Raw genomic sequence first — 24,712 nt, forward strand, 5'->3', positions numbered from 1 at the left:
GACGACACCTCCTAAGAAATTGTGTGGGATACTCGCGGCATTAAAATTTACCGTAAAAGGCATTCCGATACACATCAGCCAATTCCGTAACTAACGGCATGCGTGGATTCGCCGTCGTACATTGATCTTCAAAGGCGCGATCCGCCAAGTAATCCACACGTTTCTCGAACTGCTCCGCAGCGAAGCCAAGATCCTGGAACTTCTCCGGGATACCAAGAATGCCGTTCAGCTTGCGGATAGCCTCGATAAGGCTGTTTACGCCTTCTTCCGTAGTCTTCGCAGGAAGTCCCAGCATGCGGGCAATTTCCGCATAACGTTGATCTGCTATGAAGTGATCGTATTTCGGGAACGATGTGAACTTGGTTGGCTTTTGAGCATTATAGCGAATAACATGCGGCAGCAAGATCGCATTCGTGCGTCCATGGGCCGTGTGGTATTCTCCGCCCCATTTGTGCGCCAAGCTATGATTAATGCCCAGAAACGCATTGGCAAAAGCCATGCCGGCGATAGTGGAAGCATTATGCATCTTCTCACGTGCGATTGGATCTGCTGTGGCAAATGATTTCTCCAAGTTTTGGAACACTAATTGAATGGCCTTCATCGCCAAACCATCCGAATAGTCATTAGCCATGACCGATACATACGCTTCAATGGCATGGGTCAGAACGTCCATCCCTGTGTCAGCCACCGCCGTTTTCGGCAAGCTGTACACATAATCAGGATCAATGATGGCTACGTCCGGTGTAAGCTCATAATCGGCGAGCGGATATTTGGTATTGCCCTTCTCTTTGTCCGTAATGACGGCGAATGACGTTACTTCCGAACCTGTCCCCGAGGTCGTAGGAATCGCGACAAATTTCGCTCTGCGCCCTAATCGCGGGTATTTGTAAACCCGTTTGCGGATGTCCATGAACTTCTGCTTCAAGGCATCGAAACTGGTATCCGGGTACTCGTAGAACAGCCACATCGCTTTCGCTGCATCCATAGGCGAACCGCCGCCCAAGGCGATAATGCAATCCGGCTGAAAGCTTGCCATCTGCGCCCGGCCTCGTTCCACCGTTTCCACAGACGGATCAGGCTCCACATCAGAGAATACTTCGATGTACACGGGAAGCTGCCGCTTGCGGAGATAATATTCCACACGCTCTACGTAACCCAGCTTCACCATCATCGGGTCAGTGACGATCATCACCCGCGTAATGTCGGGCATTTTCTCCAAATATTGCGTAGCGCCTTTCTCAAAATAAATCTTCGGCGGTATTTTGAACCACTGCATATTGACCGTACGGTAGGCCACCCGCTTCACATTGATCAAGTTCACGGCACTCACGTTAGAAGTGGTCGAGTTATGACCATAAGAACCGCAGCCAAGTGTCAGGGATGGCAAGTTTGTATTATAAATATCGCCAATTGCGCCATGCGTGGAAGGCGAATTAACAATAATGCGCCCTGTTTGAAGCTTGCTTGCAAATGCCTGAATGACCTCTTCATTCTGCGAATGAATCACAGAGGAATGCCCCATTCCGCCGAATTTAACCACTTCTACCGCTCGATCAATCCCTTGCTCTGCGTTCTTCACCTTGTAACACGCCAGTACGGGGCTTAGTTTCTCCGCCGACAGCGGATACGCTTCGCCGACACCAGCCAGCTCCGCGACTAGTATTTTCGTTGCCGCAGGCACCTTAATTCCCGCCATCTCGGCTATTTTCACAGCGGATTGGCCTACAATGACTGCGTTAACCGCACATTTCTCCGCGTTAATCACAAGCCCGGAAACAGCTTCGGTTTCTTCTTTATTCAAGAAATAACAGCCCTGATCCACCAGCAGCTTCCTTGTCTCCGCATAGATGGACTCCTCGATAATAACAGCCTGCTCCGAGGCGCAAATCATGCCGTTGTCGAACGTCTTCGACAGGATCAAATCGTTGACAGCCTGCTGGAGATTCGCCGTTTTCTCAATGAAGCAAGGAACATTCCCAGGTCCAACGCCGAGAGCCGGCTTGCCGGTGCTGTATGCTGCCTTCACCATGGAAGAGCCGCCCGTAGCCAAAACCAGCGCTACATCCGGGTGGTTCATCAGCAGTTGAGTAGCTTCTACGGATGGATGCCTCACCCATTGAATGCAGTGCTCAGGCGCGCCAGCTTTAACCGCCGCCTCCAGCAAAGTTGCCGCTGCTGCGCTGCTGGATTGCTGAGCCGACGGATGGAATGCGAAGATGATCGGATTCCGCGTTTTCGTGGCAATCAAAGATTTGAACATCGTCGTTGAAGTTGGATTGGTGACTGGGGTTACCCCCGCGATAATGCCGACCGGCTCAGCCACCATTTGGTAATTCTCGTAGTGGTTTTCCTCGATAATACCAACCGTCTTGTTATTTTTAATGCTATGGTAAATGTACTCTGTTGCAAATAAATTTTTGGTAATCTTATCCTCATAGACCCCGCGGCCGGTTTCCTCCACAGCGAACTTGGCGAGAACCATATGACGGTCAATGCCGGCTAATGCCATTTGCTGTACAATTTGATCTATCTGATTTTGATCCAGCTTGAGAAACTGCTGCTGTGCTTGCTTCGCTCTAGCTACCAGTTGGTTCACTTCATCTTGTGCAGAAAGCTGTTCGGCGATTTTTGCTTCTTTGGTTGCCACGATTCATCCACTCCTTTATTGGTTAAACCTGTCTGCTGCCGTTTTCTGATTGGTACGCCCTTAGATTAACCTTAATCTGGAACTTGAACTATGATAAATATCACACGCCAAAGCCCAATCCCATGAACATCTTGTGAATATAATCACACATAAATAGAGAGAAAAAGCAGCAGTCCTATTTCATAACAGCTGCCGCCCATGACGCAAGATTTCATAATCCTCAAATGTTTTGATATTCGTGACAAAATTCAAATCAATGCCGTTCTCTTGCAGGAAACGATCTCCCATTTCACTCCAAAAAACATGGTTCAATAACGCTGACACGCTGGTCTCTCCTTGGTTCAAGAGAGGTACAATATGAGAGGCGCAGGCGCGATCGTAAATCCCATGCAGCGGAAACACCTCTCCGGCTACGAAGGGAACAACCGCTTCAAATCCATCCAGCTTTCTTTGCATCAACAGGTGACCGGCTTTACTGGAGATAAAGGGCATGTCGCAGCCGACAACCCAAACAGAAGCATATTTGGCTAAAGATAGAGCTGCATGCATGCCGCCAAGAGGCCCGTGGCCGACAAAAAAATCCGTTATAATACGAACTGAGCGGTCAACGATGTTTAAGTAGGGTGTGGGCTCATTGGTGACAACAATCATCTCTTCGCATATTTCCCTCATGGTTTCGATTTGCTGCGCAATCAGAGGCTTTCCGTCAAACGGAAGCAGTGCCTTCAGTTCTCCCTTCATGCGACGGTTTGCTCCACCAGCCAGAATCACTCCTGAAAGCATATCCATCACGTCTCCCTCTCCAAGTGTTTTGTCTAGTTCAACTTTAGACAAAATTACTATGCCTGTAAGTGAAAAATGTCACACTCACCTATAGGCCCAGCGCGTACAAGCAGCCATGCATCAAAGCAAAAAGCCTATTCTTGGTCCCAACTGCTGAGTAGGGAGAATAGGCTTTTATCCAAATATCATCATGTTAGCAGCCCTCAGCTTATCTGTATTTAGGCTTTACATGCAGTCGATCTGCGATTTTGTCGAACCATTTGTGAAGATACGGAAGAATCACATGATCCACGCCATATTTGCCTGCATTAGCACCAGCCGCTAAGATGATGAAACCAAGCAGCATTAACCATGGATTCGTGCTAACCGTCCCAGCGAACATATACATCACATTCATTAGAACACCAAAGAAAATCGCTGTCGTTGTTAAGGCCCCTATGAGTAAGCCTATGCCGACCAATAGTTCACCCCACGGAACCAGAACATTGAACCAGCCTACATGCGGAAGCGCGAAATTTTTGAGGAAAGCAACGTAATTGCCATACACCATATCCGTCGTTCCGGCCTCCAGAACCGGTTTAGCGATCGCTCCTTTTAGGAAGCCTGTTGCATCAAAAGCTTTGTCTCCCGTGATTTTATGCCATCCAGCTATCATCCATTCCCAACCTACATACAAGCGAATGATCGTCAACAAGATGGCCGCGTAATTGTTCTCTCTTAACCATTTCATCATGTGAACCAGCTCCTTCGTTCTTTATGACTTGATTATAGCTCTCCGAAAATGAACCGTATGTGATAAAAATCACAACCTAAAAAAAAGCTTTTCTTTATAATAAGCTTCATACTTATTAAGGTAAGGAAAAAGGAGATGATCCATGATGAAACACGAAATCACCGTTCATTTTAAAGTTATTCATTCGGACAAAAGCTCTCTGCTAAGAGGCATCCTATTCTTAGAAGAGAATCAGAAGCCAACCCTGTACGACTATGAACAATGTCTCAAAGCTTGTGGTCATGACGTTTCTTTAGTGGATAAGGACAATGTCATTTTCAAAGCTAGGAAGCCTGGCGAAACCTATCTCATTCATATTTTGGAGGAGAGAGAATCTACGATTCGAGATCAAATTGTGGAAAACTTGGTCAGAAATTTGCTGAACTGATTGGCTCAAGCATGCTCCTGCGTAATTCCCGCAATTATGCAGGCTTTCCGTCTTGTGCATAGGCCCAAAGCGGAAAAGCCTGCGATTATGCATCCTTTAGAAAGCTTTTCTCCATTCTAGGGTGGAAAAGCTTAAAAAGCCTGCATAATTGCAGGCTTTGTCATGTTTTAACACGATTAGATCGAAAAAGCCTGCACATACGCAGGTTTTCCAATTCCAATTGAACCTCTAAGCCTCATAAAACTTGTGGCCGCAGACGGAACAGAATTTGGTATCCGCCAGAACCACTTTTCCACACACACATTCCTTTTCATTGCGAGCTTCATTTATTTTCTGTTCAATCTGCACGATTTCCTCCTTGATGGAAGTAATGCCTTCGCACAGATCAGCTACCTCTGCCTCCGATTGAGCTGCATTACCAGCAAGACGAGCTGCATACACGGCTTCACCAATCAAATTATAGTGCTTTTCAATCTCTTTTTCCTTTGACGAAATTTGCGTCTTCAACTTAGTGATCTCTACCGTTTGCTGTGCTTTTTTCGCTGCGTCAGTTGCTCCCTGTTTTACTTTATCAAAAAATGACATACGTACACTTCCTCCCCAGACATTTTTCATCTTCCTAACGAATCATATGCTTACGCTGACCAAAGTAACACCTTCGCCAGATTCCTTAGGGACCGCTGCCAGAGCTAATGATAGACCATCCCCATGCATCCTTATTCAGGTAAAAGGCATACCAATTATCTCCGCTTAATCTTCCCTGTCCCTCATGTCAAAAATTGTATTTGCAATCACATATTCCAATCATAGCATATTTCCCATTCCCTTGCCCGTCCTGACGAACAGATTGAAGTTCACTGCTTTGCTTAACATGATATTCCGTTGTTCGGTGATGAAAATACGAGTTGAAAGAAGGACCACATGCTTTCGCAATATGGCCCCTTATTTGTACCTATGTTAAATTTTCAAAGCTTCCAACAGCTTGTAAATCATCGCTGCCGCTTCTGCTCTTGTTGCTACGTTGTTCGCACGGAACGTGTTATCCTCATAGCCTTTCAGAATACCCTCAGACACTGCCGCGCTCACCGAAGCTTTGGCCCAATCCGGGATGTTAGCCGCATCTTGGAAAGATTTCATGCCAGCATCGGCTTTTTTCACGTTCGTTTTGAGCGCGTTAGCGATCATAACGGACATTTCGGCCCTTGTAATGGTTTGATTCGCTTTAAATACTTTTGCGCTATTTTCTTCGTATCCGCTAATGTATCCTGCTTTGACTGCTGCGGCTACATCCGCTTTGGCCCAAGCTGGAATTTGGCTTTCATCCGCGAAATTCTCAGCTCCCGTTGATGCTTGAAGTCCTAGCGATTTGACTAGTATACTGGCGAATTGAGCTCTTGTTACCGTTTCTTCCGGATGGAAGGCTTGATCTTCAAACCCTTGGATCGCCTTCATGCCAATCAAACGGTCCGTATACACACTTGCCCAGTGTCCCGTCAAATCTTTGAACAGTGTAGGCTCGTAATTAAATACCGCAAATTTCGTGAAGTGATTGACTTGAACAGTTACCGTACCGTCATCCTTCGGAGTGCCTCCGATGAATATCCATTTCTTTTGCAATTCATTGTAGTAATAGACCGCTGCATGCTTAATCTTGCTGCTGTTCGAATCTTTTTTATAATTAATCGAAATTTCAATTGGTTTATTAAACGTATGACCTGATGTGCTCGTAAACTCAAGGACTTGGCTTAATGCTTGTAGATTTCCTACAGCTGGCGTTTGATCTGCCGGTATAACCGAAACCGTAACCTTGCCGTCTGAAGGTAAAGCATCTGCTGGAAGCTTGAATTTCACCACATCCTTGATGCTGCCTTCTGATCCTTGCGCCGCTTTTACATCCAATTGAACGGTTTGCTCCTTGGTCTCTGGCTTAGGCGCTGGATCTGACGTTGCGGGTGATCCATGTTCTGGCGTTGGTGTTGGTGTTGTTGGTGAGGTTGGATCAGAATCAGACTCCTTGTAAACAACCACAGTACGAATGACCTCTTTAGCAGCATTCCCAGCCAAGTCACTCACGTTATAAGCAATTTGGTAAGTTCCGAGTTGATTGGTGTCTACAGTTCCTGTGATCACGACATCTCCTGCGATCCCAACGTTATCCTTCGCTGCTGCTTTTTGTTCCGTATACACGGAACCTTTAGCAAGTCTTATGCTTGACTCTCCGTTTAGTGTAATGACCGGTATTTCCTTATCAATTTTCACCATGAGCGGCAGCTTATCTTGATTGCCTAAGTTATCCGTCGCTCGGAAATAAAGCTGATTTTCGCCTTCCTTGGAGATATTTACATAGCTGTTGCTGTCATAGTGTTGATACGCTTGTTCACTATCCCCATTCATAGACAACTGGAGCGCAGCTGAAGTGCTTGGCGCGTAGACATTCGCATAGACGCTGACCGTAACGTTCTGGTTCGTCCAAGTACCGCCAGTATACAGCTTGCCATCTTCTGTTGTCATCTTACCATGAAGCTCAACCGTTGCTTGGTTGGTCCCTTTGATGATACCTGGGAACGATTTGGTCTTGCTAATTTCACCGTTCTTGACCGTAGCAGTCAATGTAAACATGGTGTTATTCGCCGGTTTAGCAAGCAATTTACCACTATTGCTGATTAAGGAAGGCATCGAGCTTTCCCACGCAATCGTTACACCTTGGTCGCCTGTTGTCGGTAGTTGTATATCCGTCTTCACATCGTTTAGATCGCCTAACGTTAGTTTGTTCAACGTATCGGTTACAGCCGAAATCGGCGCCACGAAGATTGGATTGGAATAAAACCATAAATCCTTATAATTTCTATCATTAATATTATTAAAACGTGTTATATTATCGGCATCATTCGTAATTGGGTCAAGCAGTGGATTGCCTGCTGCATCCGTTTCTCCCGAAACATTCAGCCCCAGATTGGTGCCTCTTAATCTATAATATTGCTTCTTGCCAGCAGAACCTAAGTCATACGTAATAACATTGTATTCTTCGCTATCAGTCGTCCAGTCCTTGCTGGTGAACGATGCAATAACTTTCGTTGAATCATTCGTATCTTTGTTATACTCGGCCGTTCCGGCTGCGGCTTTCTCGTCGCTTACGTCTCCTGCGATTAGATCGATGTGATCTACTTTAGGCGCTACTTTCGCAGATTTCCCGCTATCCACCGGCTTTTCATAGTTGTTTGTGGTTGGGCTTTTAAACCGAATCGTAAGCTGAAGGTGATCTCCTTCTACTACGCTCACCGACGGATCAAGCGCACCCATCTCGAGTTTGGAACCATTGCCCTTAATATTGAAATCGAGTGCATTAATCAGGTCGCCATAGACGGAGAAAGATTTTCCTGAACGCATCCCGTTCACAATGTCCTGCATCTCAGTCCCATTCGTCCATGTGTAGTTCTTGGCATATTCACCAGGCCAGTATCCACTCGAGTTTGGATTTATAGTTTTGAAATGGAAATCGGAATTGGCGAAATTCCAATAGTTTCTGCCTTCTCCCAGCAAGGCATCCCAGACGCCGCCAACCTTGGCAACCATGTAGTCTGTCCCGCCGAAGGAGCGGAATTTGTAATTATTATCTGCTGTAGGATTGTTAACGTTATATGTTGTGTTGTAGCCCCCGCGATCGGGTTCCATTTGGCCGCCAATCATGCCTTCGAAGCCAAAGTTGACATTCGGAGCTGCATTGTTGAAGTCACGAAGGTCTGCGATCGTTGTCCGTGGTGTATCCCCATTTTTTCCCCGGGACGGATGTGTGACAAGGAAATAACTTTTCTCTGCGAAATTATATTTCAGCCAGTTAATTGCTGTTAATGCATCCGCATGGGTTGAGAACCCTTTTGCAGGTCCAGGAGCTTTTTTCCACTCGGCCACATCATTGTCGTCAAACATATTTTCAGGCTCTTTTGTAAACAAATACTCAAATTGATTCGCTGCTTTTAATGCTTTGGAAGATCCCGGTGTATCGGTTAAAATGCCAATTGCGGCATGATCATGTGTCGGAATATCCCATTCGAAGCCGGAGAAAATCGTTTTGTTGGAATAGGATCCGGCGTTTTGTATCGCATTGACCTTGGGAACTTCATAATTAATAGCTCCCTTAGAGTATGGAATCGGGCCTGATGGCACCTTGGTTCCTTCATCATCACGACCCGAAGATCTCAAGTGATTAGCCGTTGCCAGCCAGTCCAGCCCATATTTCGTAAATGCATTCTCCAGCGTATCAGTAAGCGATACCTGCGCATCATCGGATTCAAACGTATGGGTATGGAATTCTCCCGTTAACCATTTGCCCGTTTTGGCGTTAGTTGGCTTAACCTTTACGGTAAATGGCTTCGTTGCTGTTGCATTGCCTTTGGCCAGAGTTGCTGTCAAAATGACGGTTGCATCACCGGAGCCTGCAGCAGGACGATGTACATTTCCTTCATTATCAATGACCGATGCGTTGTTGGAGGACCAGCTGATCTTCGTCCCATTCCCTGCAGACAAGGGTAAATTCACATTTCTTATTACCTGGTTTACATCCCCAAGACTAAGAGCACTTTTCTCAACTTCCAGCAAATTTCCGGCTTGTTCAGCTACCAGAGCTTGAACAGCTCCTGCATCCAAAGCACGGCCGTACAGATAAAAGTCATCAAACTGTCCATCAAAATAAGGATCAGTACCAGCTTGTGGCTTGCCTAAATAGTTGTATTTCGTCGTTAAAGCGGATGGTTTGTCAGGAAAGGTATAACTCCCGCTATCCTTGCCATCTACATATACCGTGGCTTTCGTTCCTGCAACAACGACCGCAACATGCGTCCAAACTCCCGCTGGAACATTGCCGATATGAAAGCCATTTTGGTTTCCGTTATAGTTGTAGAATAAAAAGTAGCCATCGTTATCGATCGTCAAAGCAAACGAGTTTTTATTCCCCGACTCCCCGCTGCCAAAATCGAAAATGCGTGACCATTGGTTTCTCTGATCAATTTTCACCCAGGTGGCAACCGTAAAGTTATCTGTGTTTTCAGGAACCCCCATAGGCAAGCTAACATAGCCGCCCTGCCCGTCTAAATCAATTCCGCCTGCGTTTAAGCCGCTCTTCCAAGCTGCTCCGTTTTTCAGACTTGCCTTCTTTACGCCACCAACGACGGAATTAGAGGCTTCAGTGCCGCTTGTTTCATCGAATGTAAAATGGGAGCCTTCAGCGTATTGCGTGTATAAATCATCAATCACTTGTTGTGTGGATGTGCTTATAACCGGGTTTGACGCGTTATACCCATAAGGAAAACTCATACTGCCAGTATCCTGTGGAAGTGAGTTGTAATCAAAAGATAACGTATCGTTAGCTGCCAACGTTATTTTCATTTGCACCAAATCTTTACCACGGTCTCTACCAATGATTAATGGGATATTGTTAACAGTTGTTTTTAAATTTCTGTGCGCATGAGCTCCTAATACAGCGTCTACGCCAACCAGCTTATTCGTGATATCAATGATAGGACCACTGAAATCATTTTCTTCGCTGAACTCTTCATGGATGTTGGCAACTACAATCCGAGCGCCGTCAGCTCTCGCTTTTACAGCCGCTTTGTTGACCTCATCAGCCACATCCTTGATGTTGTAAGCATCAACAGTTCCAGGCAGCGCGTATTGCGTATCTTGTGTAACTGCGCCAATAATGGCAATTTTCACACCGTCTTTAACGAATACTTTATAGCTATCAAGAACAGGCTGATCCGTATTCTTATCATACAAATTCGCCGCAAGCATCGGATACTGGGCCGGCACATTCTTCGTTATTGGATCTAATCCCCAATCGAATTCGTGATTGCCAAGCGTGGAGGCTTCCATGCCCATCGCATTAAAAACCTTCATAACCGCAGTCCCAAGCGACCACTCCGAAATATTCGTGCCTGCATAGTTGTCCCCACCGCCCAGTACAAGCGTCCGATCAGGGTTTTGAGCTTTAATTTCTTCAATATTACGTGCCATAACAGCTGCGATTGGATGCTTGTCATTATCTGTCAGCCTTCCGTGAAGATCTGGGATTTGAAGAATATCAAATATCTTATCCGCTGCGACAGCATGAGCATTTGGTGCAGGAAATGCTTGTCCGATCATGAGAGTTGCTAGTGTAGTCACTGCAATGAAACGTTTCAATTCCTTAGTAAACATTATTCTCCACCTATCCGTTTTTTTATTTCTCTCTTCTTTTCTCCTACAGTCGGTTCCTTTCTTTGTCGCATTATAATTATATCAAATGGCAATCGAATAAGGGGTTAAGTAATTGTTAAGGCGGCACATTTCGGGGGGATTTAGAGCAAAAACAGCACGCCCTCCAAGGAGGATCGCACTGTTACTAAACACATATTTGGAACATCAGGAATATGGGGTCCGATACTACAAACGTCCATGTTCTTCGCTAGCTTGGCTGCTCTTTGCCGCGGAAGCTCGGTTTTCGGCGCTTGAGACTGTTTTTTTCGCTGGCTCAAGCTCAACTTGCTGCTTTCCCCCTTCTGAGACAGTTTCGGCTCCCCTTCGTCGTACACAAAAAGAAGGAGCCGCCGAATGGCGAGCTCCCCCATATTTCAATCGTTTACTTATGAATCCCAATTGTCACAATTTCACATGGTCCGATGGGCAATGCCATCTCGCCTTCAGCATCAACTTCGAGCATTGTACCGTTAGTTTCCATAATGGTACTCTTGTAGAAGTTCTTGAGCGGGATGTTGGATTGGACTTTGAGCTCGGTGTTACTTGAGCTCATGTTGTACCAACGGAGCAGAAGATCGCCGGTTTCTTCGTTCATTTTCATCGAAGAGAATGCCATCTCGCCGCCTTTCCACTGGAATGGCGTATACGTCAGTGCGATACGTCCATTGTGAATGCCCGTTTGACATAAGGTCCACGGAATTTGGAACTGATAGGCTTCCTCATACGCGCCGAATTGTGTGCCTTCTCCGTTATGTGGAATAAGGGACAAGCGGACCGTATGCTCGCCCAAACACTGCGCTTCCGGTGTTGGGAACAAGCCCCAGTCGCCTAGCTCGCCCACAGCACGAAGCAATGTTACTGCAATCGTATTGCGTCCATCACGCAAGACTTCGTATTCGTTCAACCCGAGGTTGGCAACGACCAGACCTGCACCTGTACTTGTACTCGCACCTACGCCCACACTTGCATTTGCACCTGTTCCCGCTTCTGCACCTGCACTCGCACCCGCCTCGCAAACCTCAACAAATGCCTGCTGATGCTGCGTATTGCTAGGGTTTTCCCATTCAACCGCCGGCACGTTGTCACGCTGCGCGATTTCAAACATGGAGTCAACGCGGTGAACGTCCGCGCTCAAATCAGTCGGGAACAGCATCCGCAGCCGGTGATCTTTGGCCTGATTGTTGAAGGAAGATTCGATCTCAACGCCTTTGCCGCTGCGGCTCAGACTGAGCACTGTGCGAATCTGCATCGGCACCATTTGCGTAGAGCGCTGCGCTTTGCGATGCGGGTAATAGACCAAATCACGCTGCTCTTCTTCCAACATCTCGTTGCCAGACGCTGGAATTGCCCAGTCGTGAATAATTTCAACAGAAGCTTGATAGGCTGTATCTTGCAGCACGCGAATTTGTGCGAGCAAGCCGTGAGTTGTCAAAGCCTGCTCACCATCCGGCTGTCTAAACATATATTCGTTGCCGATATCTCCCGTGTTCTCATAGACGCCCAAATCCTGGTAGATACGGCCATTCTTTTTATCTGTCATGGAGAATGAACCGTTATCCGCGATTGCGATCTTCACCGTGTCATTTTCCATTACCCGTTCTCCCGCAAGCAGCGAGGAATGGGCCAGTTTGGCTTCCCGTTTCACCCAAGCGTAAGTTTTCAAACCAAGTGCAGGAACCTTCTCTGCTTCAAAAGTCACTCTCACTCTGCGGCACATATACGGTTGACGGAATTTGTCGTCCGGCAAATCGTAGCCGAACTGTAATCCCAGATCCTCGAATGTGCTTGGAATCAAATTCCCCTGCTCATCCACAAGCACTCTGCCTGACAGATCCGCTGCCTTAACAAAAGCGCTCGCTTCCTCAAGGGAGTAACCATCCCGGAAGTACAAACGCAAAGCATCCAACTCGATGCTCACTACGCCTGTACGCTCCCACCCTGTTGTATTGAAAACAACGACTGGCACTGCGTTTTCGCCTGCCTGGGCAAAACTCGACGTATCAACCACATCCGCAATCGCTTGCTTGCTGTCATCGACGATCGCTTCCGCGACATGGCGGCTTTTCTCAAAGCGCGTCACCATCTCCCGGTGTACTTCGTCCACGGAGCAGCCGCAGATGCTGTCATGCGGGTGATTCTGCATTAATGTCTTCCACGCGTAGGTAAACAGATGATGGGGGTACTTCTCCCCCGCTTTAAGAATATGTGCAAAAGCAGCCAGCGGTTCAGCTACTTTTTCCAGCATGGCTTGCCCAAGCTGATTCATCTGCTTCAAATAAACACGAGCTGAAGCGGTGTTCACAAGCGTTGACCAGCCGTCCGTCCGCTGACTGCGCAGCTCGCCTTTTACCGTCGAAAGCTCCTGCTTCCCTGAACGCTGAACAGCCTCCAAGTAATCATTAAAGTTCGAATGAACAAAAGTCGTATCCGGGAACAGCTCGTTGGCGACTTGAATCGCTTCCGGCAGGTCTAATTGAACAGGCTGATGATCACAGCCATTCATGAAGAGCAGCTCGCTCGTCGACGCGTATTTCTCGGCATCAGCCAGCTTGCGCTCCCAATAGGCCTTCGCTTCTTCGCGGTCTACAGGAATTTCATTCCCGTTGGAATACCAGTTGGCGAAAAGAATGCCAAGCACTTGGGAACCATCAGGTCCCTCCCAAAGAAGCTCCGAGAATGACGATTCATAATCACCGTCCGAGACCGTATTGTTAAAGCCTGTTGGCTTGACGCCGCGGCCAAACAAAGCATTCGTGATGCCCGACTGCTGCATCAATTGCGGTGTTTGACCTACCAGACCAAACGTGTCGGGGAAATAACCGATTTTCGAAACTTGGCCTACCTTTTGGGCATCTTGATGACCGATCTGCATATTGCGCACATTAGCTTCACCGCTAGTTAGGAAGGCATCTTGCAAAATATACCAAGGACCAATCAGAATTCTGCCGTCCTGAATCAATGTATGCAATCGGTCCTTTTGCTCTGGTCTCACCTGCAGATAGTCCTCTAGAATAATCGTTTGTCCATCTAAAAAGAAGCTGCGATAATTCGGATCCTGATCCATTTTATCGAGCAAGGCATCAACCAGCTTAACGAGACGAACATGGTGCTTCTCATAAGGCAAATACCATTCCCGATCCCAATGTGTATGGGAAATAATATGAGCGGTTCTCTTCGTACTCATCGTTTAACTCCTCTCAATATGGACTTCGTTCGGACGGTACACGGAAATGAGATGGCCCCCCGCATCTGCTGCAAAAAGAACGGAACGCTCTTTCTCCAGTGTGAACGTATAAGTAGCCTCGGTATCCGTATCCTTCACTTCGATCGTCACGTCCCACGCAAACTCAGACACAAATACATAGAGGAAGCCGTCCTTAAAGCTTAACTTCCTTCCGTATACGCCTGCGATATCGCCACCTTGCATCCATTGCAATCCGCTTGCAACACCTGCTGACTCGATGGCATGCTGGTACAGCTCGACCAACGTATCCGTTCGCTCGTTCAATTCAACAGGCAGCGGACTCCAAATCAGCCGGCCTTTCCCAAGCGGTATATCAACGACAGCATCCCCGGTACTGGATTCTGCATTTCCTGCTCGTACTTCTTTCGCGATTTCAGCAATCCGGCGCTGTCCATAAGAAACCGGAAGCGCGGCACCTTGCAGCTGTAGTCTTTCTTCTCTGCGTACATTGTGCAGCTCGGCGGATCCCAGCTCCTCGGTTAGACGCGGCGTTTGCTTCCAATACGCATCAAGGCTGATTGGCCCCGTTGCGAGCAAGGTCGCGCCCGTGCGCTTAACAATATCGACTAGCTGATTCCAAGCTTGCTCATCCAGATTGTGTGCACTCGGGAGCAGAATGAGCTTGGCCGGCTGTTCCTCGAGCACATCCAAATGATATTCCGAGGCGCCGCGGAATGGCATCTTCATCTGATACGCCAGCACGCGGGTCATTCTGGTTGTTGCATCGAAGGCCAATTTCCGATTGGAGAAATCGTTCGAATAAGGGAAGATCGCAACGATGTCCTCCAAGGCCCGATCCTGGAATAAATCCTTGATTTCTGCCATAAATCGACCAAACTCATAAGAGACATCCGCCTCTGGCTTCTCCGTACCATCGGCACGAAGCGCACCGATATGCGACTCATTCGCGTTATCCATATAGAAATTGGTGTTCCAGATCCAATGAATAGCTCCTGCGCCTCCGGTTGAGAAGGCATAGGCATACTTGCGCTCGAGTAGGCTCCGCAGCTCGATCTCCGAACGCTTCGCCCGTCCATCCGGTGTCTCCACATACATGATGCCTGTTTCTTGAATCACATTTGGCTTATGCGCTGTTTTGGCGAAAATACCATCCCAAACGAGGTTGTCATTCAACCACCACGAGTGCACAGTTGTATAATCCACCGCTTCCTCATAGAAAAATGGAGAAGGCCGCTGAGCGCCAAGCGCTTCGTCCTGACCGACCACAACAAGATGATCCGGACAGATTTCCTTAATCGTATCATAGAGCTCTTTGGCCCAGCGATTATGCATCTCCATTGAAAATAAACAGTAATCGAGCCAGCGTGTTCCTTTTTTAGCCCGGTGCATATCCTGAACGTCAAAATTGATTTCTGCCGCTTCTGGAATGGCCGCCGCTTCAAAAGTCGGAAGCTGCTCAGGCGACATATTCCATCGCTCCTGAAGAAGCTCGATGTGCTTATGACGCTGCTTGAGCCACTCGACAAAAGCTTCCCGTTCATAGACATCCCGGCTGGAGCGCGGACCATCGGAAAAGATTTGAGCCGGATCAAACATCGAAGGCTCGTTGATCAGATCCCAATCCACATGTGTCGTCGCACGATGGCGAGAAACAATGGAGCGGATAAAACGCTTCTGTGCTTCTACGCTTTGCGGGTCCAGATAGGGATTAACGCCCTCCCACGTCTCTGGCGTGAAGGAGAAGAAGGTGAAGGTCACCTGCAAATTGTGTTTTTTGGCGGTTAAGAAGAAAGCATCAATCGCTCTCAGCACTTCTTCCGACGCATGTCCGTCCACCTGCATGATGTTGCGGTAAGCCGTCCAAATCCCTGTGCGTATCCAGTTGATCCCTGCCTTGGCCATCTGGGCCATATCCCGATCCCAAACATCGGCGTTGGGCAGGAACAGAAATTTGCGAGCCACATCGGAAGTCATATAGGTCATACCGACAACTGGCAGCGGGTGTCCGTCCTTGATGAAATAATCACGACCGCAAGCAATCGGTTGTCCCTCCGCAAGAAGCTGGTGATCGTGTCCCCAGAATCCTTGACGCAGCACACGAAGCTCCCCATCCTCCGATGCTGCCTTGCAGGTCACTCGGTATAAACCACGTTGTATATCAAGTGGCACCGGAATGCGTACCACATTGAATTCTTTGTTTACTTGAACTGTCATTTGGTGATTCCAGCCCGCCTGCTCACCCTTCTCATGCTCGACACGAAGATCCAAAGTCCAAGTCTTCGAAGCGGCGCCTTGGCCAAGCAGCTGCGATTGGATCGTCAGCATCGCATGTTCACCTTGTTCAAAGCTGGCATAATTCGGCTTGATCCATAGCTCGGTAACGCCGCTCGCACAGAACGATGCCCAAGCCAGCAAGGTTTGAGCGCCCTCTTCACTCCAAAACGAAGGGCTGAGCGGGACATTGACGAACATCCAGCGCGAACCTATGAACTCACCGCGTGTGTTCTCCCACAGCACAACAGGCGCTGCGATTTCGCGGCCTTCCTTGCCGATGCTTTTCAAAAGCGGATAAATCTGTGTGCTCATCGTTCCCGCTGCACCCATTTGATGAGGCAGATCACTGTTGCGCGTCGTATGCGGTACCATATTCCATGTATCCGCCAGCGCAAACAGAGATTCCTGCTCTTGCAGCAGAGGGATTGTATCTAATGCGGTATAGGAACGAATAGGAGATCCTTCGACACGAAGAATCTCATGAATATACAACTGTTGATGGTAAGCTGTCTGCTCGCTCTCCACCAGCCAGCCGCTGCCTTCCCGGCGCACAGGGCGCTTGAATGCAGCGCCGCCAACGCTTAGCAGCCCGCCGCCGCGCTGCAGGAACGCGAGAATATCCGGCCATGCCGACTTCGGAAAATAAGGAGCATGCAGATTGACGAAGCATCCGCCTTCTGCCTTGCGAAGAGCCTCGCCTAAGCAATCGGCTCCAACAACCTTTGCGCCTTGTGCTTCCAACCGCTCTTTCTGCACATCGCAGAAAGAACTGATTGGGAATCCCGCTTCATGAAAAATAATGACGGTTTGACTCATAGATGACCATCCTTCATTGCTTTATACACCAATTGGGAGAATAGGCTGTTCGACCACGCGAACCATTTTCGAGTAAAAATTGTTGGATCATCCACATGAAAACCCTCATGCATGAAACCCGTGTCTGCATCTGTCGCTTCAAGCATAGCAATCATCGCCAGCTTTTCTTCCACCGTGGAAGCCGTTATGCCTTGCATGGACAAAGCCATATGCCAAATGTAGTCGTCAGGCGTATGCGGGCTGCCGATGCCTTTGGCCACTTTGCCTTCGAAATAAAACGGATTCTCTTTGCTAAGCGCAAATTGTCTTGTGTTCTGATAAATCGGATCATCAGCAGATACATAGCCCAGATAAGGAATAGACATAAGCCCCGGCGTACCCGCATCATCCATGAGGCAGTAATTGCCGAAACCGTCCGTCTCATAGGCATAGATCGGGCCAAACGTCGGATGGCGGTAAATACCGTATAATTGGATGCCATGATCAATATCCGCTTCAAGTGCTTTCAGCTCTTGGAGGAAATCCATATCCCTGAACACCCACTCCGCGAATTCCTGCATATGGCGCAGGGCTACAACCGCGAACATGTTCGCCGGAATATTGTAGTGGAAGTCACAGGCATCGTCGCTGGAACGGAAGCCTGACCAGACCATGCCCGTATAATTCACCGGCATTCCGAGCCCGTTATTGCGCAGCGAATCCGTCGGAATTCCGTTATTGCGGGTAAACCGATACGGCGACTTCTCAAAATGATGCTGCTCTGTTTTGAACAGTTCATAGATTTTGAACATTGCGGCTTTGAACCCGGCATCGAAAATATCGGTTAGCTCGGTTTCCTTCCAGTATGCGTAAGCCAATCGCATCGAGAAGCATAAGGAATCGAGCTCAAATTTACGCTCCCAGACCCATGGCGACATCTCCGTTTGGTCCGCCTTGTTCCAGTGCCAGTCATTGGCGGATTCGTTAAACGCATTCGCATAGGGATCAATGTGGATGTACTGAATATGACGTTTAATCAACCCGCTAATAATGCGCTGAAGCTCTGCATCATCCTTGGCGAACGGCACATAGTGCATCACTTGCTCGACGGAATCCCGCAGCCATGACGCAGGAATATCCCCCGTGATCACAAACGTGGTTCCATCCTCCATTAATTTGGTCGTTGTCTCCAAGGTATTAGGAAAACAATTTTTGAATAATTGCAAAAGCTTCGGACGATGCGCCAGCTTCTCCTCGGCTTCCTGCAATACAGCTTGAATCGCCTTAGGCAGCTCCAGCTTAGGCATCGGAATTTTCGGCAGTCTGAATTGTTCCACGGTAAGTCCTCCAAATCTATCTATTCACGAATGTGATTTTCCTCTTATTCTTTCACAGCACCGATCGTCAAACCTTGAATGAAGTAACGCTGGAAGAACGGATAAGCAAAAATAATCGGCCCGGTAGCCAGTACGACCATCGCCATCCGTGACGTATCCTGCGGCAGCGATTGCAGCAAGCCTATGCCCACAGAAGGATTGCTCGTGTTCTGGAGCAGGAACTGCATGCTGTTCTCAATACGCATCAGCATTGACTGCAAAGGCACCAAACTCGGCGTATCAATATAGAGCAGCGCATTGAACCAGTCATTCCAGTACCCCAATGTACTGAATAGACCAATCGTCGCCAGTCCCGGAAGGGACAGCGGCAGCACCAGCTTAACGAAGATGCCGAATTCGCCGGCACCGTCTATTTTACCAGATTCGATAATCGCATCCGGAACGGATGTACTAAAGAAGGTTCGCATAATCATGATATAAAATGCATTGCCGGCGAGCGGCAAAACTAACGCCCAGAGTGAATCCTTCAGTCCGAGCAGCTGCGTCATTACAATATAAGTCGGCACAAGTCCGCCGTTGAACAGCATCGTAAAAAAAGCGAAAAAACCGAAGAAATTACGAAATTTAAAACTTTTACGTGAAATGGCATAAGCAAAAGTAGCTGTCAAAAGCAAACTTACGATCGTCCCTACTACCGTTACAAGGATCGTGACGCCATAGGACATAAGCAGTTGATCACCGGCTTTGAAGAGATAGCGATAAGCTTCTAAGCTCCATTTCTCCGGGATAATGCGGTAACCGTTCGTGTTCAGCGATTTCTCGTCCGTAAACGATATGATCGTGACAAATAGAAACGGGAACACGCAGGCAATGGCGAAAAGTCCCGCGGCAAGATGTGCCATTATATTCAGTGCGGGCGGCAATTTATGAAAATCACGGGGTTTCTTCAACGTAGCTGTTTTCACGTCAAAATTCCTCCTTTCATCGAAAAGTGATTAAAACAACGCATTATCTTTATCAAATTTTCTAACAATATAGTTGGATGTCATAACGAGAACGAAACCAATGACGGATTGATACAAGCCTGCGGCTGTACTCATGCCGATTTCTCCCGTAGATTTAAGCCCGCGGTAGACATACGTGTCAATAACATTCGTAACAGAGTATAGCGTCCCTGAATCTCTAGGCACTTGCAGGAACAAACCAAAGTCAGCATAGAAAATACGTCCGATAGCAAGCAGCGTCAGAATCGTCATCAACGGCTTCAGCATCGGGAAGGTGATGTGTTTGATCTGCTGCCATTTGCTCGCACCGTCGATCATTGCTGCTTCATAAAGCGATTTATCTATCCCCATAATTGCCGCTAAATACACAACACTGCTGTATCCGACTGATTTCCAGAGATACACGAGAACAATAATAATAGGCCAATAAGTCTTGTCGTTGTACCACCGAATAGGATCGACACCGAACCAAGGAAGAATATGATTAAGCATTCCTTTATCCACGCTAAGGAAACTGAATACGAAATAGCCGACAATAACCCAAGATAAGAAGTAGGGTAAGAACATCCCTGTTTGATATAACTTCGCTAATTTTTTATTCGTAATTTCTGACAAAACAATAGCTAACCCGACGGATAGCACTAGTCCCAAAACAATAAACACAATGTTGTATAAAAGCGTGTTGCGCGTAATGATATAAGCGTCATTCGTACTAAACAAAAATTTGAAATTTTGCAGTCCTACCCACTTACTCTCTATAATGCTTGCCCAAAAACCGTCACGGCTATAGCGGTATTGCTTAAAAGCAATCACCATACCGGCCATCGGCAAATAAGAGAAGAACAGGAACCAAAGCGTTGCTGGCAATGCCATAAGCAGCAGCACGCGGCTTTGTTTAACATCTCTAAAGAATGCTCCTATTCTCTGCATACTTTCCACCCCTCACCTTAGTTGCGAATAAAAAGATCAGGTGAATGCAGAACATTCACCTCATCGCTAATGTAAACTTATTTTTTGCTTGCAGCTCTCCAAGCATCAACTTGGCTTTGCGCTTCTGCCATAATTTTATCCAGACCAGCCGCTTTGAACTTTTCATTCGCGAGTGGGATATATTTATCCGGATCAACAGTACCTGTCATCAGAGTTGCCCAGAACTCTTCTTTTACGTTTTGAACAGCTGCAATTTCATTGATGACCTTCGTTGGATCGAAGTTGAAGCCAAGCAGCGGCGCAGGTACGCCCGTGTCATTAAACTTCTTGAACTCTTCCCATTTGTTCTCTGGATCTTTGACATCTTTATACGTCAACAGAACGTTACCAAGAGAGAAGGTTGGCATATCGTAATTTTTGGATTCTGGTAAGTTTTCCATTTTGTCAGTACCGACTTTTTTGTAATGCACGCCTTCAATCCCGGAATCGATCATATTGCGCAATACGGGATCTGTATTCAACAGGTTCAGGAATTCCATTGCTTTCTCCGGATATTTGGAGTTCGCCGAAATCGCCTGCATGGAGCCCATAACGGACCAGTTGTAGATTAAAGCCGGGCTTGCTTGCTTGGAAACAACCGGGTAGCCGTAGCTTGCTGACCAAAGGTTGTCCGCGAATGGCTGATTTGTCGCTTTATCCGCGAACCATTTGCCTGTTACTTGGACATCATTCAGCGAAGTCAAAGTCGATGCTTCCGTCGGAACGTAGCCCGCTTTGTAATACTTGTTCATTGTTTTCAGTGCTTGCTTCATTTCCGGCGTATCCAAAATGTTAACCACTTTGAAATCTTTATTGTCTACGCTCACGGCCATTGGCATTTTCTCAATAATGTAATCATACGGCACGTACGGCATGTAATTTTTATCTACAGCTAATCCGTAAACGTTTGGTTCTTTGGCTTTAATCGTTTGAAGCAGCGGCTCCAAGCTTTCAAGTGATTTCACGTTATCTAGATTAAGGTTGTATTTGTCTACCATATTTTTGTTGAAACGCCACACGTCTTGAGCCGGCAGCTCTTTGTTGGCAGGTACGCCGTAATTATGCCCGTCTACCTTGGAACCGTTCAGGAACGCAGGATCTAACGCTTTCACAATGCCTTGTCCATTTTTTTGCAAAAGCTCGTCAATCGGCTTGAATGCGCCTTTACGTGCGTTTTGTACGTAATCAAATGCCCATGAAGAGGTAAACATAATATCCATCGGAGTGCCGGATGCCGTCATGACTTGCATTTTCTGTGCGTAGTCGCCCCAGTCCGTCATATTCATCTTCACCGTTACGCCGATTTTCTCAGCTGTGTACTTGCTGACTTCCGCCATAACGCGGTCCACATCTTTCTGTGGTGTGCCGATCGTATACCAAATTAACTCTACAGGTTTATTTGTTGACGCATTGCCTTTCGCATCGCCAGCGTCTTTGCTGCCGCACGCGCTAAGCGTCATTGAAACAGCTAACGTCAGTCCCAGTGTAGTGACCAAGTTTCTTTTCATCTTGCTCATGTTATATCCTCCCTAATGAATCCTCGATTGATTACGCCCAAGGGGGCTATATTTACAGTACCGCATGAAAGCATTTACAAATAGACGATAAATTAAATGAACCTTGTCTAAACTCAAGAAAAAAAACGCTACCAAAGCAATTTTGTAGTAAAATGCAAGGAATATAGAATAGGAATTAGGCTAGGGTTTCTATTCAAATATCATACCCAGTGCCATTTACATTTCTCCATTTAAAATAAAGTAACAGCTTGCAGGTTAAAGTTATCAATAGCCTTTTCCATTATGTCCTGATTAATGGCAATATATCTGAGGGTCATGATTGCGGAGTGATTGAACAATTCCTGTAAGAGTTCTATAATTTTTTATCCTTTGTGGAAATGGAAGCCACAATTCTTTCTCGAGCCTATTTGGGCAGATATATCTCATTTCGATGCGGTATAAACACACCCTCAAGTGCATAGGGCACATCATACGCTTCGTCACAGCTAACAAAATAGATCCCGCTCGCCACACTCCTCAGTTCCAACTATAATGTCGGGGAATTTACCAAAGTGTTCGAGGCAAATCTCACGTCGTAGCGTATATAATACACCATCTGTTTCAATAAAATTCGGTAGAACACATGCAAGTACACACCTTTATCCATTCGTATGTGCATCTGATACACAGAGATCTTCTTGTGCTCCGTTCGTTTCACTTTGTACTTCCTGTCAAATAACAGCCTTCCATACCAATCTCTGAAAAAACCTATAGGGATGTCTCAATACTCTTCTATCACCTTATCTGTTGTAACACTTATCATTGTCGACGTGTCCTCCTTGATCCGCGGGTATTTTTGTCTTCGCACGATTAAAATTTAACACTTAACCGACTACTAATACTTAATTATATTCCCTCTGTACCACGCCATCCGTAAGATCCTCTGAACGCAAAAAGGCACCTGAAATCACCGTTAAGTGTTTTTCAAGTGCCGTACTGCCGTTCAGGTAATTTGTACGCTCTGCCGTTAAAAAAACCGTCGCTTCACATAAAACATTCATCTTCATGAGTTCTATTAAAATTTCAGGATTCTCATTATGTCTCTCATACTCTCTGAGCGGTTATTTGTGTTGTTAGTGGTACAGCGGCAGATAAATAAAGAAAACCACAAGCGAGGGTTAGTCGCCGTAGCTGATTGTTGTTTACCTAACGTTTATCTTTCGACTTCAAAATAAATAACTCCATTATCGGTATCTAAGTAGAACTTGCCAACATAGTTCGATGACTTTATGAAGTTATTAAATTCGTCGCTAAACGACCAACTATAAGGTTTTGTTCCAATGTGCTTTGAATCCATTGTAGGCTTCCAATCTGAAGCTACATGCGTCCACTTGTACTTGGACAGAAACAATTCAAATTCTGTGTTCCGTAACTCGACATAGCCCATTAACCTATAATTTGTTGGTCCGATCCCACCCTTTTTTCCTATTGTTTCTGCTGACCAAACACATTCTTGGATTTCACCTAGTTTTGGGAATCTATCCATAATTGGTTTTATATCTGTCTTGATACTCTGCTGACTAGTATCTTTATTTTCACATCCCCAAAGTGACACGGAAACCAATAAGGGGAATAACAAGATATAAATAATTAATCTTCTCAACACATGGCCTCCATCTGGAAAAGTTAGGAGATAGTTGAATCGAATATTTCATATGAATTGTAGCCTTCGGAGGTTTTATATAGTTTCCCTTGTAGTTTTTTCATCGAATCATCTCTTTCTTACTAGATCAAATTGTTCTTTAATTTATACTTGTTCTTGATAAATTTTCACTTCTAAAGGGAGATAGTTTTTAACAGGTATTAGGAACTCTTTCAGCCCTTCAACTGTATTGAAAAACAATTCAAGGTCATTTTCTGTATCATATGACCATAAAGTCTTTCTTAAAGATTTAAAGATTTTAACATTTCAACTGGTTCGTATAGGAACTCACAATGTAGTTGTTCCATATGCGAGTATTCTCCATCTTCTTCTACAACAAATTGACGCACAAAACTAAAATGAAAGCGTTCTTCACCAGTAAAGCTATATATTCCACATTCAAATAACAGTGCTGATTCAGCACATTCAACATTTTGATTTGCAAATGACTTAAATGTATTCCAAACATTCATTACATCAAGTCTGTTATCGTCAAGCATTTCTTTTAATTTTTGCTCTGAATCTTGAAGCTTAATCATTGTATCCTCCCCTCGTTTCTATAATGATTATAATCGTCATTTCTTGTTTTGCTGGAAGAATAAAGCCCTTTATGCTTAGCCATTAATCCTATGAGCCATTGACCAACAGCCCCTAAACGTTATCCTCGCTATATAATCAGCAGGTTTAGAATCCTCATTCCAGCATCCAAAATACAGTTCATGTCCAATGGCTAAATCCCTTTTAAGTCTTCATATGAATACGACACCGCTCACTATCCTTTAGTTAGAATGTTGCCTTTTATTTTTCATCAAATGATTTCCAATCTGGGTCTTGTATATCATCATCCATTGGTTTCCTGACAAACTGCCCACATCTTTCTTCACATGCTCCAAACTCTAAGAAATTTCTTTGTCCTTGTCTTAAAGATACTTCGTTTGCACCACCCCAATAATCAGGGTCAGTGGACTGAATCAAATCATCATGCCAAAAACATATTTTGCATATTAAATCAGTTCCTGGTGGTTCTTCATCTAAGGTCTTATAGCCACAACAAGGACAAGTATATTTTATTTTTATTTTCATTCACTCCACCTTGCATGAATTAGTGC

15 protein-coding genes are annotated in these 24,712 nt (G+C 46.2%); 1 reads left to right on the forward strand and 14 read right to left on the reverse strand.

Translation table 11 applies throughout. From position 1 onward, the window contains the following. Window positions 1-40 precede the first annotated feature (40 nt). From adhE to BC351_RS18665, 3 genes are all read right to left on the reverse strand, one after another. A complete protein-coding gene (gene adhE / locus BC351_RS18655; protein ID WP_079414253.1) occupies window positions 41-2,647 on the reverse strand; it encodes a bifunctional acetaldehyde-CoA/alcohol dehydrogenase in 2,607 nt (868 codons plus the stop codon). 180 nt (window positions 2,648-2,827) lie between these two features. Then, window positions 2,828-3,436 (reverse strand): molybdenum cofactor guanylyltransferase, encoded by a 609-nt coding sequence (gene mobA / locus BC351_RS18660; protein ID WP_079414254.1) that lies wholly within the window; start codon window positions 3,434-3,436, stop codon window positions 2,828-2,830. A gap of 202 nt (window positions 3,437-3,638) precedes the next feature. Further along, a complete protein-coding gene (locus tag BC351_RS18665; protein WP_173219618.1) occupies window positions 3,639-4,163 on the reverse strand; it encodes a DoxX family protein in 525 nt (174 codons plus the stop codon). Window positions 4,164-4,305: 142 nt separating this feature from the next. Between BC351_RS18665 and BC351_RS18670 the strand changes: the two genes are divergently transcribed. After that, entirely contained in the window at window positions 4,306-4,590 is a 285-nt protein-coding gene (locus tag BC351_RS18670; RefSeq protein WP_079414255.1) for a hypothetical protein, read from the forward strand. Window positions 4,591-4,818: 228 nt separating this feature from the next. Here the strand turns inward: BC351_RS18670 and BC351_RS18675 are convergent, their stop codons facing one another. From BC351_RS18675 to BC351_RS18730, 11 genes are all read right to left on the reverse strand, one after another. Beyond that, complete coding sequence (locus BC351_RS18675; RefSeq protein WP_144028450.1) at window positions 4,819-5,205, reverse strand: zinc ribbon domain-containing protein; 387 nt, start codon at window positions 5,203-5,205, stop codon at window positions 4,819-4,821. Between the two features lie 342 nt (window positions 5,206-5,547). Beyond that, the gene (locus BC351_RS18680; protein WP_079414257.1) at window positions 5,548-10,782 is read right to left on the reverse strand and encodes an immunoglobulin-like domain-containing protein; all 5,235 of its coding nucleotides are present in this window, start codon (window positions 10,780-10,782) and stop codon (window positions 5,548-5,550) included. Between the two features lie 421 nt (window positions 10,783-11,203). Continuing rightward, window positions 11,204-14,005 (reverse strand): alpha-mannosidase, encoded by a 2,802-nt coding sequence (locus BC351_RS18690; protein ID WP_079414259.1) that lies wholly within the window; start codon window positions 14,003-14,005, stop codon window positions 11,204-11,206. A 3-nt stretch (window positions 14,006-14,008) separates the two neighbouring features. Next, complete coding sequence (locus BC351_RS18695; RefSeq protein ID WP_079414260.1) at window positions 14,009-17,116, reverse strand: beta-galactosidase; 3,108 nt, start codon at window positions 17,114-17,116, stop codon at window positions 14,009-14,011. Further along, complete coding sequence (locus BC351_RS18700) at window positions 17,113-18,432, reverse strand: glycoside hydrolase family 125 protein (RefSeq protein ID WP_079414261.1); 1,320 nt, start codon at window positions 18,430-18,432, stop codon at window positions 17,113-17,115. Before BC351_RS18700 ends, BC351_RS18695 begins: the two co-directional genes overlap by 4 nt. Window positions 18,433-18,476: 44 nt before the next feature. Further along, window positions 18,477-19,334, reverse strand: a complete 858-nt coding sequence (locus tag BC351_RS18705; protein WP_208629784.1) for a carbohydrate ABC transporter permease — start codon at window positions 19,332-19,334, stop codon at window positions 18,477-18,479. A gap of 93 nt (window positions 19,335-19,427) precedes the next feature. Next, window positions 19,428-20,366 carry an ABC transporter permease gene (locus tag BC351_RS18710; RefSeq protein WP_079414263.1) on the reverse strand — a complete coding sequence of 313 codons (939 nt, stop codon included), beginning with the start codon at window positions 20,364-20,366 and terminating at the stop codon, window positions 19,428-19,430. A gap of 77 nt (window positions 20,367-20,443) precedes the next feature. Beyond that, window positions 20,444-21,922 carry an ABC transporter substrate-binding protein gene (locus BC351_RS18715; RefSeq protein ID WP_079414264.1) on the reverse strand — a complete coding sequence of 493 codons (1,479 nt, stop codon included), beginning with the start codon at window positions 21,920-21,922 and terminating at the stop codon, window positions 20,444-20,446. 1,192 nt (window positions 21,923-23,114) lie between these two features. Then, a complete protein-coding gene (locus BC351_RS18720) occupies window positions 23,115-23,564 on the reverse strand; it encodes a hypothetical protein (protein ID WP_079414265.1) in 450 nt (149 codons plus the stop codon). 281 nt (window positions 23,565-23,845) lie between these two features. Further along, window positions 23,846-24,142, reverse strand: coding sequence for a hypothetical protein (locus BC351_RS18725; protein WP_079414266.1), 297 nt, complete (start codon window positions 24,140-24,142; stop codon window positions 23,846-23,848). A 259-nt stretch (window positions 24,143-24,401) separates the two neighbouring features. Continuing rightward, window positions 24,402-24,674, reverse strand: a complete 273-nt coding sequence (locus BC351_RS18730) for a CPCC family cysteine-rich protein (RefSeq protein ID WP_079414345.1) — start codon at window positions 24,672-24,674, stop codon at window positions 24,402-24,404. Window positions 24,675-24,712: the final 38 nt, after the last annotated feature.

Origin of the sequence: Paenibacillus ferrarius, from assembly GCF_002027705.1 — a bacterium.
Taxonomy (GTDB): Bacteria; Bacillota; Bacilli; order Paenibacillales; family NBRC-103111; genus Paenibacillus_E; species Paenibacillus_E ferrarius.